The 14,483-nt window shown below is 60.2% G+C and carries 10 protein-coding genes, 2 tRNA genes, 3 rRNA genes and 1 other RNA gene; 13 read left to right on the forward strand and 3 right to left on the reverse strand.

The window, feature by feature from the left end; all coding sequences use genetic code 11:
- Positions 1 to 9: 9 nt before the first annotated feature.
- On the reverse strand, positions 10 to 474 hold the full coding sequence (locus CAL11_RS03835; protein WP_003820744.1) for a tripartite tricarboxylate transporter TctB family protein: 465 nt from the start codon (positions 472 to 474) through the stop codon (positions 10 to 12).
- Between the two features lie 352 nt (positions 475 to 826).
- Here CAL11_RS03835 and CAL11_RS03840 point away from each other — a divergent pair, with 352 nt between their 5' ends.
- The 4 genes from CAL11_RS03840 (at position 827) to CAL11_RS03855 (ending at position 2,753) form a co-directional block, all read left to right on the forward strand.
- Positions 827 to 1,357, forward strand: a complete 531-nt coding sequence (locus CAL11_RS03840) for a hypothetical protein (RefSeq protein ID WP_086092207.1) — start codon at positions 827 to 829, stop codon at positions 1,355 to 1,357.
- A complete protein-coding gene (locus CAL11_RS03845) occupies positions 1,357 to 1,668 on the forward strand; it encodes a cell division protein ZapA (RefSeq protein ID WP_003814611.1) in 312 nt (103 codons plus the stop codon). The genes CAL11_RS03840 and CAL11_RS03845 overlap by 1 nt, the downstream gene beginning before the upstream one ends.
- A gap of 52 nt (positions 1,669 to 1,720) precedes the next feature.
- Positions 1,721 to 1,906, forward strand: a non-coding RNA gene (gene ssrS, locus CAL11_RS03850) — 6S RNA.
- 76 nt (positions 1,907 to 1,982) lie between these two features.
- The gene (locus tag CAL11_RS03855) at positions 1,983 to 2,753 is read left to right on the forward strand and encodes an SIMPL domain-containing protein (protein ID WP_033466761.1); all 771 of its coding nucleotides are present in this window, start codon (positions 1,983 to 1,985) and stop codon (positions 2,751 to 2,753) included.
- On the opposite strand, the gene lgt is transcribed toward CAL11_RS03855, so the two are convergent.
- Positions 2,728 to 3,516 (reverse strand): prolipoprotein diacylglyceryl transferase, encoded by a 789-nt coding sequence (lgt, locus tag CAL11_RS03860; RefSeq protein WP_033466759.1) that lies wholly within the window; start codon positions 3,514 to 3,516, stop codon positions 2,728 to 2,730. The two genes, CAL11_RS03855 and lgt, sit on opposite strands and share 26 nt — an antisense overlap.
- A 119-nt stretch (positions 3,517 to 3,635) precedes the next feature.
- On the opposite strand from lgt, the gene ilvD reads away from it, so the two are divergent.
- Genes ilvD through msrA form a run of 3 tightly spaced genes read left to right on the forward strand, consistent with a single transcriptional unit; the run spans position 3,636 to position 6,221 of the window.
- On the forward strand, positions 3,636 to 5,321 hold the full coding sequence (gene ilvD, locus CAL11_RS03865; RefSeq protein ID WP_086092208.1) for a dihydroxy-acid dehydratase: 1,686 nt from the start codon (positions 3,636 to 3,638) through the stop codon (positions 5,319 to 5,321).
- Positions 5,305 to 5,637: a c-type cytochrome gene (locus CAL11_RS03870; protein WP_050458196.1), complete on the forward strand. Its 333-nt coding sequence runs from the start codon at positions 5,305 to 5,307 to the stop codon at positions 5,635 to 5,637. The genes ilvD and CAL11_RS03870 overlap by 17 nt, the downstream gene beginning before the upstream one ends.
- Positions 5,638 to 5,660: 23 nt before the next feature.
- A complete protein-coding gene (gene msrA / locus CAL11_RS03875; protein ID WP_086092209.1) occupies positions 5,661 to 6,221 on the forward strand; it encodes a peptide-methionine (S)-S-oxide reductase MsrA in 561 nt (186 codons plus the stop codon).
- A gap of 71 nt (positions 6,222 to 6,292) precedes the next feature.
- On the opposite strand, the gene hppD is transcribed toward msrA, so the two are convergent.
- Positions 6,293 to 7,405, reverse strand: a complete 1,113-nt coding sequence (gene hppD / locus CAL11_RS03880; RefSeq protein ID WP_033466753.1) for a 4-hydroxyphenylpyruvate dioxygenase — start codon at positions 7,403 to 7,405, stop codon at positions 6,293 to 6,295.
- Between the two features lie 151 nt (positions 7,406 to 7,556).
- Between hppD and CAL11_RS03885 the strand changes: the two genes are divergently transcribed.
- From CAL11_RS03885 to rrf, 6 genes are all read left to right on the forward strand, one after another.
- The gene (locus tag CAL11_RS03885; RefSeq protein ID WP_033466751.1) at positions 7,557 to 8,033 is read left to right on the forward strand and encodes an Lrp/AsnC family transcriptional regulator; all 477 of its coding nucleotides are present in this window, start codon (positions 7,557 to 7,559) and stop codon (positions 8,031 to 8,033) included.
- An 872-nt stretch (positions 8,034 to 8,905) separates the two neighbouring features.
- A 16S ribosomal RNA gene (locus CAL11_RS03890) occupies positions 8,906 to 10,436 on the forward strand.
- Between the two features lie 97 nt (positions 10,437 to 10,533).
- Positions 10,534 to 10,610: transfer RNA gene (locus CAL11_RS03895), tRNA-Ile, on the forward strand.
- 20 nt (positions 10,611 to 10,630) lie between these two features.
- Positions 10,631 to 10,706, forward strand: a tRNA-Ala gene (locus CAL11_RS03900).
- Positions 10,707 to 11,028: 322 nt separating this feature from the next.
- Positions 11,029 to 13,910 (forward strand): 23S ribosomal RNA (locus CAL11_RS03905).
- Between the two features lie 175 nt (positions 13,911 to 14,085).
- Positions 14,086 to 14,198, forward strand: a 5S ribosomal RNA gene (rrf, locus tag CAL11_RS03910).
- Together the 16S, 23S and 5S rRNA genes with 2 tRNA genes alongside form the textbook arrangement of a ribosomal RNA operon.
- Positions 14,199 to 14,483: the final 285 nt, after the last annotated feature.

Here is a 14,483-nt window from a genome sequence, read left to right on the forward strand (position 1 = left end):
ATGGTCTCCTTAGTTCATGCCCAGAAACGACGGCCACAGCGGGAAAATCAGGCCGAGTCCCTTGATGAACGCCAGATAGCTGAAGACCACGAGGAAGATGCCGTTGGCAACGGCCACCTTCCAGCTGAATTCGTGGCTGGCCAGGCTGCTGACGACCACGAGGATGAAGACGGACAGATAGACACCCAGCGGCTTGAGGATCAGGGCGTACAGGACGACCGAGCCCACCACCAGGAAAACGATGCGCCAATCGAAGCCTTCCACCGCTGTCTCCGTGGCTTTCTTGGACAGCGCGCTGATCAGCACGATCGCGCCCAACAAAGCCAGGACAAGCCCCAGCCAGAAAGGAAAGTATCCCGGCCCCATGCGGGCGGCAGTACCCATTTGGTAGCTGCTGGCTTGCCAGGAAAATCCCAGTCCGAGGACGATGAACATCACCCCCGACCAGAAGTCCTGTCGATTGCGTAGCTGCATGATTGGTTGGCTCCTGTTTTACAGCATGTATTTAAGAGACTGCCTGCTCCGGCTCGTGCTGGATGGCGGGCACAAAAAAGGCACTTGGTGGTGCCGTTTGGTTTTCTGAAATCGGCGCTTGCGTATTTTTGAAGGCCGAATGGTAATGGAGGGCAAGGGCGCTGGAAACCCTGGTTTTCCGCCAGTTGCTCGGGGTTTTCCCTAGAAATGCGCCTGCGGGGGCTTGAATGTGTAACGGGATCGCCGTGGCGAGGCCAGAATGAAAGCAAACTGAAAGTTTGCAGACAGCTGGTCGACAGCCAAGCTGGCCGGCGGGCGCTTATGGCGCCAGGCCGCGCCGCAAAAGCGGCGAATGCAGGTTCTACCGAATATTGCCGTGTTTCTCAGCTTGCGTGAAGAGGCCCGTTCGGTTCCCGGATGGTTTACGATAGCGCCCATGCTGCAAGACCTCGACCAACTCGCCGCCCGCATCGGGCAATTGGTGCAACGCACCCGGCATCTGCATGCCGAGCGTGACGCGTTGCGTGTCCGCCTGAACGACAGCGAATCCGAACAGCGCAAGCTCAAGCAGCGTTGCGCCGATTTCGAGACTGAGCTCCAGGCTTTGCAGGCCCGCTTGCGCGAGCACGACGGCGCCACCGCGACCCAGTTGGCCGAGGCGCAGCAGACCGAAGTCGCGCTGCGCGAGCAACTGGCCCGCGAAGCCGCCGAGCGCCAGGCGCTGGAGTCCCGCGTCAGTGCGCGCGAGGCCGAGCTGCAGGGCAGCCTGCGGGCGCGCGACACCGACCTGCAACGCCTGCGCGTGGCCGCCTCGACGGCGCGCGAACGTATCGACGCCGTGCTGGCCCGCCTGCCGGGCGCGCCGGCCGGGGAGCAACCGTAATGGAACGTGTAGACGTCACGATTCTGGGGCGCGACTACTCGCTGGCGTGCTCCGCTGAAGAAAAGCCCGTGCTCATGGCCGCCGTGCGCCATGTGGACCAGCTCATGCTGCGCATCCAGGGGTCGGGCAAGGTATCCAGCAACGAGCGCATCGCCGTGATGGCGGCGCTGCAAGTCGCCGGCGAACTGCTCGCCATGAAGGCGCCGGATGGTCCGCTGGGCGGTTTGGCGGTGGGCGACTTCAAGCGTAGAATCGAGGAAATGAATTTGATGCTGGATGATGCGCTGTCCGGACAGGAAAAGCTGCTCTAGCATCAACGCGGCAATCCGCGCGCAGTATCTGTATTTACGCAGTATTCATGGTTTGTCCCTGCCGTGCTCGTGACTTGGCCATACATTCTCTGAACCTATGTCTTACGGCATATGGGTTGCGGGAGTGTAGAGCTGGAGTGATCGTCTACTCGTAGACGAACCCGATGCTCTTCGGATCGCGACCACCTTGAACCTCAGGGTTCGAGATGCCGGCCTAGACGGCACAGGCGGGGCATCTATCCAGGCAGGCCTGTATCGCAGGCCTGCCTTCGGATGACTCTCTCCCTCCCCCCACGTTCCCTCACAGGTCCACCATGCTCCGACATTCCGCGTTTTCGCTGACCCGGCTGGGCGCCGCCTGCGCTGCCGCCCTGGCCGTGGCCGCCGCGCAGCCCGTCCTGGCCCAATCGCAGCCGCCCGCGGCAGCGCCGCAGGCCCAGGCCGACAGCGCCAGCCGCGCGCCCGAGCTGACGCTGCAGGCGACCGCGTCTTCCGAGGTCAAGCAGGATACGGTGCGCATCACCCTGTCCGCCGAGGTCGAGGCCAATGACCAGCCGGGCGCCGGCAAGAAGCTGTCGGCCGCGCTCGAGGATGTCGTCAAGCGGGCGCGCGGCGCGAAGAACATCGACGTGCGCACCGGCGGCTACAACGTGTGGCCCAATACCAACTCCAAGGGCAAGATCATCAACTGGCGCGGCCAGGGTGAGGTCGTGCTCGAATCCAAGGACTTCCAGGCGGCCTCGGCGCTGGCCGCCAAGCTGGGCGACAAGACCGCCATCACCAACATCAGCTTCCAGTTGTCGCGCGCCGGCCGCGAGGCCGAGGAGCGCAAGCTGCTCAGCCAGGCCGCCACGGCGTTTCGCGAGCGCGCGCTGGCCGCGGCCAATGCCTTCGGCTTCTCGGGCTATCGTCTGATCAAGCTGGACCTGGGCGGCAGCGGCGGGGCGCCCGTCCCGCGCGCGGTGGGCGCGCAGATGATGATGGCCAAGGACGCCGGCGGCGGCGCGCCCAATCCCGAGGCTCCCCTCGAGGCGGGCGAAGTCACCGTCAGCATCGCCGTCAACGGGACGGTGGCCTTGCAGTAAACAGGTACAGGCCGGCGCCGGCCAGCACCATGGGTATCGACAGCCACTGACCCATGCTGAGTCCGGCCGCCAGCAGCCCCAGGAAGTTATCCGGTTCGCGCGTGAACTCCACCAGGAACCGGAAAGCGCCATAGCCCATCAGGAACATGGCGCTCACTTGCCCCGCCGCGCGGGGCTTGCTCGAATACCACCACAGCAGCGCGAACAGGACGATGCCTTCCAGGCCCAGTTCGTAGAGCTGGGACGGATGCCGCGGCAGCCCGTCGCCCGATTGCGGAAAGACCATCGCCCAGGGAACGTCGGTCGGCCGGCCCCACAATTCGCCATTGATGAAATTGCCCAGGCGGCCGGCGGCCAGCCCCAGCGGAATCAGCGGCGCGATGAAATCGCTCACCGTGAAAAAGCCCAGCCGCTTCCTGTGGGCGAACAGCAGCATCACCACGATGACGCCGATCAGGCCGCCGTGGAACGACATGCCGCCTTCCCACAGGTAGAGGATCTCCAGCGGGTTGGCCAGATAGTGGGCGGGCTTGTAGAACAGGACGTAGCCCAGCCGCCCGCCCAGGACCACGCCCAGCACGCTGTAGAAAATCAGGTCTTCCAGGTCGCGAACCGTCATCGAGGTCGTATGGCCCGACGTGATGCGGCGGCGGCCGAATGCATAGACCAGCGCGAAGCCGATCAGGTACATCAATCCATACCAATGGATGGCGAGCGGGCCGATACGCAGGGCTACGGGGTCGATTTGAGGGTACTGAAGCATGTTCCGCCTGGCGCAAAAAGATGTCCGATAATAACCGGCGAGCGTGTTGTTCCGTAGCGCTGCCTTCCGACAGCGGCCTGGCCGGCCCGGCGTGGGCCTACGCACCTGGAGACAAGACCATGTCCGACAACAATCGTTCCCGTCACATTACCGAGGGCGTGGCGCGCGCGCCCAATCGGGCCATGTACTACGCGCTGGGCTACACCGAGGCGGATTTCCAGAATCCGATGATCGGCGTGGCCAACGGGCACTCCACGATCACCCCATGCAACAGCGGGCTGCAGCGGCTGGCCGACGCGGCGATCGAGGCCATACGCGTGTCCCGCGCCAACCCGCAGGTGTTCGGCACGCCGACGATTTCCGATGGCATGTCCATGGGCACCGAAGGCATGAAATATTCGCTGGTGTCGCGCGAAGTCATCGCCGACTGCATCGAGACGGCCGCGCAGGGGCAGTGGATGGATGGCGTGGTGGTCATCGGCGGATGCGACAAGAACATGCCCGGCGGCATGATGGCGCTCGCGCGCATGAACGTGCCCGGCATCTACGTGTACGGCGGCACCATCAAGCCCGGCCATTACAAGGGCAAGGACCTGACCATCGTATCGGTGTTCGAAGCCGTGGGCGAATACACCATGGGCCGCATGGACGAAACCGACTTCAAGGCCATCGAACAATGCGCCATCCCCGGGTCGGGCTCCTGCGGCGGCATGTACACGGCCAACACCATGAGCTCGGCCTTCGAGGCCATGGGGATGAGCCTGCCTTATTCCAGCACCATGGCCAACGAGGACCAGGAGAAAGTCGCGTCGGCGGCGGAATCGGCGCGCGTGCTGGTCGAGGCCGTGCGGCGCCAGTTGCGGCCGCGCGACATCATCACCCGCGCCTCCATCGAGAACGCGGTGTCGGTCATCATGGCCACGGGCGGCTCGACCAACGCCGTGCTGCATTTTCTCGCCATCGCCCACGCGGCCGAGGTGCCGTGGAGCATCGACGACTTCGAACGCATCCGCAAGCGCGTGCCGGTCATCTGCGATCTCAAGCCGTCCGGCAAGTACGTGGCGACCGACCTGCATCGCGCCGGCGGCATTCCGCAAGTGATGAAGATCCTGCTCAACGCCGGCCTGCTGCATGGCGATTGCATCACCATCACCGGCAAGACCGTGGCCGAGACGCTGGCCAACGTGCCCGATGTGCCCCCGCCCGGGCAGGATGTCATCATGCCCATCGAGCGCGCGCTGTACCCGCAGGGGCACCTGGCGATACTCAAGGGCAATCTTTCGCCGGAAGGCTGCGTGGCCAAGATCACCGGGCTGAAGAATCCGGTCATTACCGGCCCGGCGCGCGTGTTCGATTCCGAGGACGACGCCATGGCCGCCATCATGGATCGGCGCATCCGCGATGGCGATGTGGTGGTGATCCGCTACGAGGGCCCCAAGGGCGGCCCGGGCATGCGCGAGATGCTCGCGCCGACCTCGGCGCTGGTCGGCCAGGGGTTGGGCGAAACCGTCGGCCTGATCACCGACGGGCGGTTTTCCGGCGGCACCTGGGGCATGGTGGTCGGGCACGTGGCGCCGGAGGCGTTCGTGGGCGGGCCGATCGCGCTGATTCGCGAGGGCGATTCGGTTACCATCGATGCCCATCAGCTGCTGCTGCAGCTCAACATCAGCGATGAGGAAATGGCGGCCCGTCGCAAGGCTTGGGCCCAGCCCAAGCCGCGCTATGTGCGCGGCGTGCTTGCCAAGTTCGGCAAGCTGGCCTGTACCGCCAGCCGTGGGGCAGTAACCGATGCATTTGAAGAGTAGTCTGGCCGCGTGGGCGGTCCTGGCCTGTCTGGCCGGCGGCAGCGCCGGCGCGCAGCCGGCGGGCGAGGCGCTGGCGCGCAACAAGAACTGCATGGCGTGCCATCAGGTCGATAGCAAGCGGGTGGGGCCGCCCTTGCGCAGCATATCCGAACGCTACGCAGGGCAGTCCGAGGCCGCTGCCTACCTGGCGGGCAAGATCCGTGGCGGCGGGCGCGGTGCCTGGGGCGCGGTGCCCATGCCGGCCCAGCCGCAGGTCAGCGACGCCGACGCGCAGGCGCTGGCCGAGTGGATCCTGTCCTTGCCCGCCAAGCCCTGAACATTCTTTCCGGAGCGAAAGCCATGTCTTCATCCCAACCGGCCGGCGCGGCCACCGAATCGGCCATTCTCGGGGGCGGCTGCTTCTGGTGCGTCGAAGCCGTCTTCAAGGACCTGCGTGGCGTGACCAGCATCGAGCCCGGCTATGCCGGCGGCCACGTCGAGAACCCCACCTACGAGCAAGTGTGCGGCAAGGACACCGGCCACATCGAAGTGGCGCGTGTCGAGTTCGACCCTGCCGTGCTGTCCTACAGCGATCTGCTGCGGGTCTTCTTCGCCACCCATGATCCCACCACCCCGGGGCGCCAGGGCAATGACGTCGGGCCGCAATACGAGTCCGCCATCTTCTGGCAGGACGAACGACAACGCGACCAGGCGCAGGCCGTCATGGACGAATTGCGCGCGCAACAGGTCTTCGATGCCCCCATCGTGACCCGCCTGCTCGCGCCGGCGAAGTTCTGGCCGGCCGAGGACTATCACCGCGACTATTACGCCCGGCATCCGGAGCAGGGCTATTGCCAGTTCGTCATCGCGCCCAAGGTAGCCAAGTTCCGCAAGCAGTTCCAGGACCGGCTGGCGCGCTGAGCTTGCCGCGCAACGGCGCCGCAAACGACAAGGCCCACCGTGAAGGTGGGCCTTGTCGTTTGCGGCAGGGGTCAGTCGACCTGCTTGACCACGCCTCGGCGCATCTGGTCGAGTTCGATCGACTCGAACAGCGCCTTGAAGTTGCCTTCGCCGAAACCGTCATTGCCCTTGCGCTGAATGATCTCGAAGAAGATCGGGCCGATCTGGTTCTCCGTGAAGATCTGCAGCAGCAGCCCGCCGCCGGGCGCGCCGTCGAGCAGAATGCGATTCTTCTGCAGGCGTGTCACGTCCTCGCCATGGTCGGGCAGGCGGCGGTCCAGCAGTTCGTAATAGGTGTCCGGCGTATCCAGGAACACCACGCCGTTGCGGCGCAGCGCCTCCACCGTCTGGTAGATGTCCTCGGTGGCCATCGCGATGTGCTGGATGCCTTCGCCACGATACAGGTCCAGGTATTCCTGGATCTGCCCCTTCTCTTCCGTGCCTTCCTCGTTGATCGGAATGCGGATATTGCCGCAGGGCGAGGTCATGGCCTTCGACTTCACGCCGGTCACCTTGCCTTCGATATCGAAGTAGCGGATCTCGCGGAAATTGAACAGCCGCTCGTAGAACTCGGACCACTCGGCCATGCGGCCCTTGTGTACGTTGTGCGTCAGGTGATCGACCAGCGTCAGGCCGGCGCCCGTGTGGTGCAGGTCGGTTTGCGCGGTATCGCGGTCGATCGGCTCGAAGTCGACGTCGTAGATGCCGATGTCGCCGATGCCGCCGTGGCCTTCCTTGCCGCGCCAGCGGTCCACCAGATAGATGAGCGAGTCGCCGATGCCCTTGATGGCCGGGATGTTCAGCTCCATGGGGCCGCTGTGCGAGTCGAACCCCCACGCGCCGAGCTCGAGCGCGCGCTTGTAGGCCTTGTTGGCGTCCTGCACGCGAAAGCCGATGGCGCAGATCGAAGGGCCGTGCAAGCGTGCGAAGCGTTGGGCGAATGAATCGGGTTCGGCGTTGATGAGGAAGTTCACCCCGCCCTGGCGGTACAGCGTCACATCCTTGTGGCGATGCTTCGCGATGGCTTTGAAGCCCAGCAGCTCGAAAACCTTGCGCAACGCGGCGGGATCGGGGGCGGTGTATTCGATGAACTCGAAACCGGCCGTACCCATCGGATTTTCCCAGGGTTGGAAATTCTCAGCCATGGCTGCTCTCCCTTGTATGTTGTGCAATCAATTGCTTGAAACCAGAACGCAGATTGTAGGCAGCGAGGGCGGGCAGGCGATTGCAAACATGCCCTAAAAAAGGCCTGGATCGGCAATAATATTGCCGTAATATTCAAAATAGAGGCTAAGTATGCTGGAAATCGAGTTGGACAGGACAGATCGGAGAATTCTTGCCGAACTGCAGCGCGACGGGCGGCTCAGCAACCAGGAGCTGGCCGAGCGGGTTTCGCTCTCTCCCAGTCCGTGCCTGCGCCGGGTGCGGCGCCTGGAGGAGCAGGGCTATATCAAGCGCTACGTGGCGCTGGTCGACGCCGAGAAGGTCGGCCTGGGCTTGCTGGCCTACGTCACCATCAAGCTGAACAAGCACAGTGGCGGCAGCCACGCGCCTATGGGCAATTTCGCCCGGGATGTCCAATTATGGCCCGAAGTGGTGGAGTGCTACGCGATGTCGGGGGACATGGATTATCTGCTGCGCATCCAGGTGGCGGACCTCGCGCACTTTTCCCGGTTCGCCATGGACACCTTGATGCAGCACCCGGCCGTGGTCGACATGAAATCCTACTTCGCGCTGCAGCAGATCAAGGAAACCACCGAGCTGCGCGTATAGCGGTCGCTCTATATATGGGGACACGGCACGGCGCTCCACTATGCCCTTTATATATAGGGGCCATGGACGGACGGCGGGCAGCCCCCGTCCAGCCGGCCCGGAATAAAAAGGGCCGGTTCATTTCAGAGGGGAAACTTGCCGGGCGCACAAAATAATTAACGAAACAGCAAAATTGGTGTCACAACGCCAGCGCACGAATTTTTTCTGTGCTATAGTCTCGCTTCTTCGCCGCACTGATCTTTCAGCGCGACGAAGCCGGAACCGCGAATCCCGCGGTTTGCAGGTTCTCCGCCCAGGTGCGGGAGCCGGCAAGCCAGGGCAGGAGGCGCGGGCAACACCGGGGCAGGGCGAGCGGGATTAAGCCGATGGGCGGTTCCCGGGTTCTGGCAGGTGTTGTTGCACGACGGTTAACGAATCGCTGCCTTCGGGTTGCAAGTTCTGCAAAAGTCGTGTTATAGTTTCGGGCTTGGCAGTTGCCGAAACCCAAGGGTTAACCCTGATGCCGATAGGCGCGGGTGCTGGGGTTTCGAGAAGTGCCAGGCGAGAGGCGCAGGCCTTGAGGAAGGAGCGAGTCGGAGTTGCGGTGCAAGCCAGGCCAACTTGACAAGCTGAAAAAACTTCTTCATAATCTCGTTTCTCTGCTGCTGAGAACGCAGCGCCGGTCGGAAGGCCGGGTGGCAGGACCGCTCTTTAACAATTTAACAACCGATAAGTGTGGGCACTTGGTGCGAGCGCACGATGGCGGATTCGTCTGTCATCACAAGCGAAGCATTATCAAGTGCTCACTGAATGAAGTAAGGTTTTTTAAACCTCACTTCCTTTGAGCAAGCGATACGGATCCTGGCTTAGGTCAGGGTCCACACACAGAGATTGAACTGAAGAGTTTGATCCTGGCTCAGATTGAACGCTGGCGGGATGCTTTACACATGCAAGTCGGACGGCAGCACGGGCTTCGGCCTGGTGGCGAGTGGCGAACGGGTGAGTAATGTATCGGAACGTGCCCAGTAGCGGGGGATAACTACGCGAAAGCGTGGCTAATACCGCATACGCCCTACGGGGGAAAGCGGGGGACCTTCGGGCCTCGCACTATTGGAGCGGCCGATATCGGATTAGCTAGTTGGTGGGGTAACGGCCTACCAAGGCGACGATCCGTAGCTGGTTTGAGAGGACGACCAGCCACACTGGGACTGAGACACGGCCCAGACTCCTACGGGAGGCAGCAGTGGGGAATTTTGGACAATGGGGGCAACCCTGATCCAGCCATCCCGCGTGTGCGATGAAGGCCTTCGGGTTGTAAAGCACTTTTGGCAGGAAAGAAACGGCACGGGCTAATATCCTGTGCAACTGACGGTACCTGCAGAATAAGCACCGGCTAACTACGTGCCAGCAGCCGCGGTAATACGTAGGGTGCAAGCGTTAATCGGAATTACTGGGCGTAAAGCGTGCGCAGGCGGTTCGGAAAGAAAGATGTGAAATCCCAGGGCTTAACCTTGGAACTGCATTTTTAACTACCGGGCTAGAGTGTGTCAGAGGGAGGTGGAATTCCGCGTGTAGCAGTGAAATGCGTAGATATGCGGAGGAACACCGATGGCGAAGGCAGCCTCCTGGGATAACACTGACGCTCATGCACGAAAGCGTGGGGAGCAAACAGGATTAGATACCCTGGTAGTCCACGCCCTAAACGATGTCAACTAGCTGTTGGGGCCTTCGGGCCTTGGTAGCGCAGCTAACGCGTGAAGTTGACCGCCTGGGGAGTACGGTCGCAAGATTAAAACTCAAAGGAATTGACGGGGACCCGCACAAGCGGTGGATGATGTGGATTAATTCGATGCAACGCGAAAAACCTTACCTACCCTTGACATGTCTGGAATCCCGAAGAGATTTGGGAGTGCTCGCAAGAGAACCGGAACACAGGTGCTGCATGGCTGTCGTCAGCTCGTGTCGTGAGATGTTGGGTTAAGTCCCGCAACGAGCGCAACCCTTGTCATTAGTTGCTACGAAAGGGCACTCTAATGAGACTGCCGGTGACAAACCGGAGGAAGGTGGGGATGACGTCAAGTCCTCATGGCCCTTATGGGTAGGGCTTCACACGTCATACAATGGTCGGGACAGAGGGTCGCCAACCCGCGAGGGGGAGCCAATCCCAGAAACCCGATCGTAGTCCGGATCGCAGTCTGCAACTCGACTGCGTGAAGTCGGAATCGCTAGTAATCGCGGATCAGCATGTCGCGGTGAATACGTTCCCGGGTCTTGTACACACCGCCCGTCACACCATGGGAGTGGGTTTTACCAGAAGTAGTTAGCCTAACCGCAAGGGGGGCGATTACCACGGTAGGATTCATGACTGGGGTGAAGTCGTAACAAGGTAGCCGTATCGGAAGGTGCGGCTGGATCACCTCCTTTAAGAGCTTAGGTGCTCGTATTAAGTGTCCACGCTTATCGGTTGTTGTTATATAGCTGCTGGATCGGTGGCTGCTGATCCGAGAGAGAGAGGTTTCGCGGGTCTGTAGCTCAGTCGGTTAGAGCACCGTCTTGATAAGGCGGGGGTCGTTGGTTCGAATCCAACCAGACCCACCAAGGTTTCCTGAGAGGGAAATGGGGGTGTAGCTCAGCTGGGAGAGCGCCTGCTTTGCAAGCAGGATGTCATCGGTTCGATCCCGTTCACCTCCACCACGCGCCTGTTTCTGAGCAAGGGTGTGGGGCGAGAGGCGAGACCAGAAGGCGAGAGAGCAACGCTTAGTGCTGCGAGTCAGTGTTAAGCGTTGGGTTTTGGCCCGACAGCTATATATGTTCTTTAACAATTTGGAAGAAGCACAACGTAAAGTGTTCGTTTAGTAGTCGGTGCGAGCCGATGAAGACGGATACGGGTTGTGATTGCATGATTTTGTTCCAAGTCTCAAGACTGGCTGGGCGCGCAAGCGTTTGGTCAGATGCTTTGAACTTATGAACGGCACAAGCGCGAATGAACAGCACCTATAAGACTTTAGTGTTATAGGATCAAGCGACTAAGTGCATATGGTGGATGCCTTGGCGATCACAGGCGATGAAGGACGTAGTAGCCTGCGAAAAGCTGCGGGGAGCTGGCAAACAAGCATTGATCCGCAGATATCCGAATGGGGAAACCCACCGCGCAAGCGGTATCCCTGGCTGAATACATAGGCCAGTGGAGGCGAACCGGGTGAACTGAAACATCTCAGTAGCTCGAGGAAAAGAAATCAACCGAGATTCCGAAAGTAGTGGCGAGCGAAATCGGAAGAGCCTTTACGATTTAGCATTTTGCATAGTCGAACGGAATGGAAAGTCCGGCCGTAGCAGGTGATAGCCCTGTAGACGAAATGCAGAGTGTGGAACTAGGCGTAAGAGAAGTAGGGCGGGACACGTGAAATCCTGTCTGAAGATGGGGGGACCATCCTCCAAGGCTAAATACTCGTGATCGACCGATAGTGAACCAGTACCGTGAGGGAAAGGCGAAAAGAACCCCGGAAGGGGAGTGAAATAGATCCTGAAACCGTATGCATACAAACAGTCGGAGCCTCTTTATGGGGTGACGGCGTACCTTTTGTATAATGGGTCAGCGACTTACATTCAGTGGCGAGCTTAACCGAATAGGGAAGGCGTAGCGAAAGCGAGTCCGAATAGGGCGTCCAGTCGCTGGGTGTAGACCCGAAACCAGATGATCTACCCATGGCCAGGTTGAAGGCACGGTAACACGTGCTGGAGGACCGAACCCACTAGTGTTGAAAAACTAGGGGATGAGCTGTGGATAGGGGTGAAAGGCTAAACAAATCTGGAAATAGCTGGTTCTCTCCGAAAACTATTTAGGTAGTGCCTCAAGTATTACTGCAGGGGGTAGAGCACTGTTATGGCTAGGGGGTCATGGCGACTTACCAAACCATGGCAAACTCCGAATACCTGCAAGTACAGCTTGGGAGACAGAGCACCGGGTGCTAACGTCCGGACTCAAGAGGGAAACAACCCAGACCGCCAGCTAAGGTCCCGAATTATCGCTAAGTGGGAAACGAAGTGGGAAGGCATAGACAGTCAGGAGGTTGGCTTAGAAGCAGCCACCCTTTAAAGAAAGCGTAATAGCTCACTGATCGAGTCGTCCTGCGCGGAAGATGTAACGGGGCTAAGCGATAAACCGAAGCTGCGGGTGTGCACTTTTAGTGCACGCGGTAGGAGAGCGTTCTGTAAGCCTGCGAAGGTGGCTTGTAAAGGCTGCTGGAGGTATCAGAAGTGCGAATGCTGACATGAGTAGCGATAAAGGGGGTGAAAAGCCCCCTCGCCGTAAGTCCAAGGTTTCCTGCGCAACGTTCATCGGCGCAGGGTGAGTCGGCCCCTAAGGCGAGGCAGAGATGCGTAGCTGATGGGAAGCTGGTTAATATTCCAGCACCGTCGTACAGTGCGATGGGGGGACGGATCGCGGAAGGTCATCAGGGTGTTGGAAGTCCCTGTTGCTGCATTGAAGATGGCGCTTAGGCAAATCCGGGCGCGTAAATCAAGGGTGTGGCACGAGCGAGCAAGTCTCGCGAAGTGATTGGAAGTGGTTCCAAGAAAAGCCTCTAAGCTTCAGCTGTACGAGACCGTACCGCAAACCGACACAGGTGGACGGGATGAATATTCCAAGGCGCTTGAGAGAACTCAGGAGAAGGAACTCGGCAAATTGATACCGTAACTTCGGGAGAAGGTATACCCTGGTAGTGTGATGCGCCTGCGCGCTGAGCATGAAGGGGTCGCAGAGAATCGGTGGCTGCGACTGTTTATTAAAAACACAGCACTCTGCAAAGACGAAAGTCGACGTATAGGGTGTGACGCCTGCCCGGTGCCGGAAGGTTAAGTGATGGGGTGCAAGCTCTTGATCGAAGCCCCGGTAAACGGCGGCCGTAACTATAACGGTCCTAAGGTAGCGAAATTCCTTGTCGGGTAAGTTCCGACCTGCACGAATGGCGTAACGATGGCCACACTGTCTCCTCCTGAGACTCAGCGAAGTTGAAGTGTTTGTGATGATGCAATCTACCCGCGGCTAGACGGAAAGACCCCATGAACCTTTACTGTAGCTTTGCATTGGACTGTGAACCGGCCTGTGTAGGATAGGTGGGAGGCGCAGAACTCGAGTCGCCAGATTCGAGGGAGCCATCCTTGAAATACCACCCTGGTTTGTTTGCGGTTCTAACCTTGGTCCGTTATCCGGATCGGGGACAGTGCATGGTAGGCAGTTTGACTGGGGCGGTCTCCTCCCAAAGCGTAACGGAGGAGTTCGAAGGTACGCTAGGTACGGTCGGAAATCGTGCTGATAGTGCAATGGCATAAGCGTGCTTGACTGTGAGACTGACAAGTCGAACAGGTGCGAAAGCAGGACATAGTGATCCGGTGGTTCTGAATGGAAGGGCCATCGCTCAACGGATAAAAGGTACTCTGGGGATAACAGGCTGATACCGCCCAAGAGTTCATATCGACGGCGGTGTTTGGCACCTCGATGTCGGCTCATCTCATCCTGGGGCTGTAGCCGGTCCCAAGGGTATGGCTGTTCGCCATTTAAAGAGGTACGTGAGCTGGGTTTAAAACGTCGTGAGACAGTTTGGTCCCTATCTGCCGTGGGCGTTGGATACTTGACGGAGCCTGCTCCTAGTACGAGAGGACCGGAGTGGACGTACCTCTGGTGTACCGGTTGTCATGCCAATGGCATTGCCGGGTAGCTAAGTACGGAAGAGATAACCGCTGAAGGCATCTAAGCGGGAAACTCGTCTGAAGATTAGGTATCCCGGGGACTAGATCCCCCTGAAGGGTCGTTCGAGACCAGGACGTTGATAGGTCGGGTGTGGAAGCGCAGTAATGCGTTAAGCTAACCGATACTAATTGCCCGTGAGGCTTGATCCTATAACTCTCAAGTCTTAATTATTACCGCTGGACAGTAAGCGCCAGCGCCGTTCATACCAACACAACATACATACGCAACCCGCGTCGCTGCCAGTCCCAACCGACTGCCAGGCGCACGCTGTGCTTCTTCCAGATTCAAGCCGTTGACCATGCGTCAACCGCTTAGCCGGTTACGCCTGACGACCATAGCAAGGTGGTCCCACTCCTTCCCATCCCGAACAGGACAGTGAAACGCCTTCGCGCCGATGATAGTGGATGTACATCTGTGAAAGTAGGTCATCGTCAGGCTTTTATTGCTCAAAACCCCGCAGCCTCACGGCTCGCGGGGTTTTGTTTTTGGGGCGCGCAACCATGCGCGCCCGCTGCGGCGCGCCCCGCCCCGGCCCCCAGCGCCCCGGGTGCCTGTCCCCGAACGGGGACTGGCACGCCGCCACGCCACCACAAAATCCGCGCTCGTCTCAGCGCGACGCGTACCGCCCCTGCGACGGGATTGCGCGGGGGATGTCCATGCGCGTCCTCCCTCAGACCGAGGATGGCCATGGCCGCACACGGGGTGTCGGTCCCCTGCGGGGA

It is taken from the genome of Bordetella genomosp. 6 (assembly GCF_002119705.1).
GTDB classification, from domain to species: domain Bacteria; phylum Pseudomonadota; class Gammaproteobacteria; order Burkholderiales; family Burkholderiaceae_B; genus Bordetella; species Bordetella bronchiseptica_F.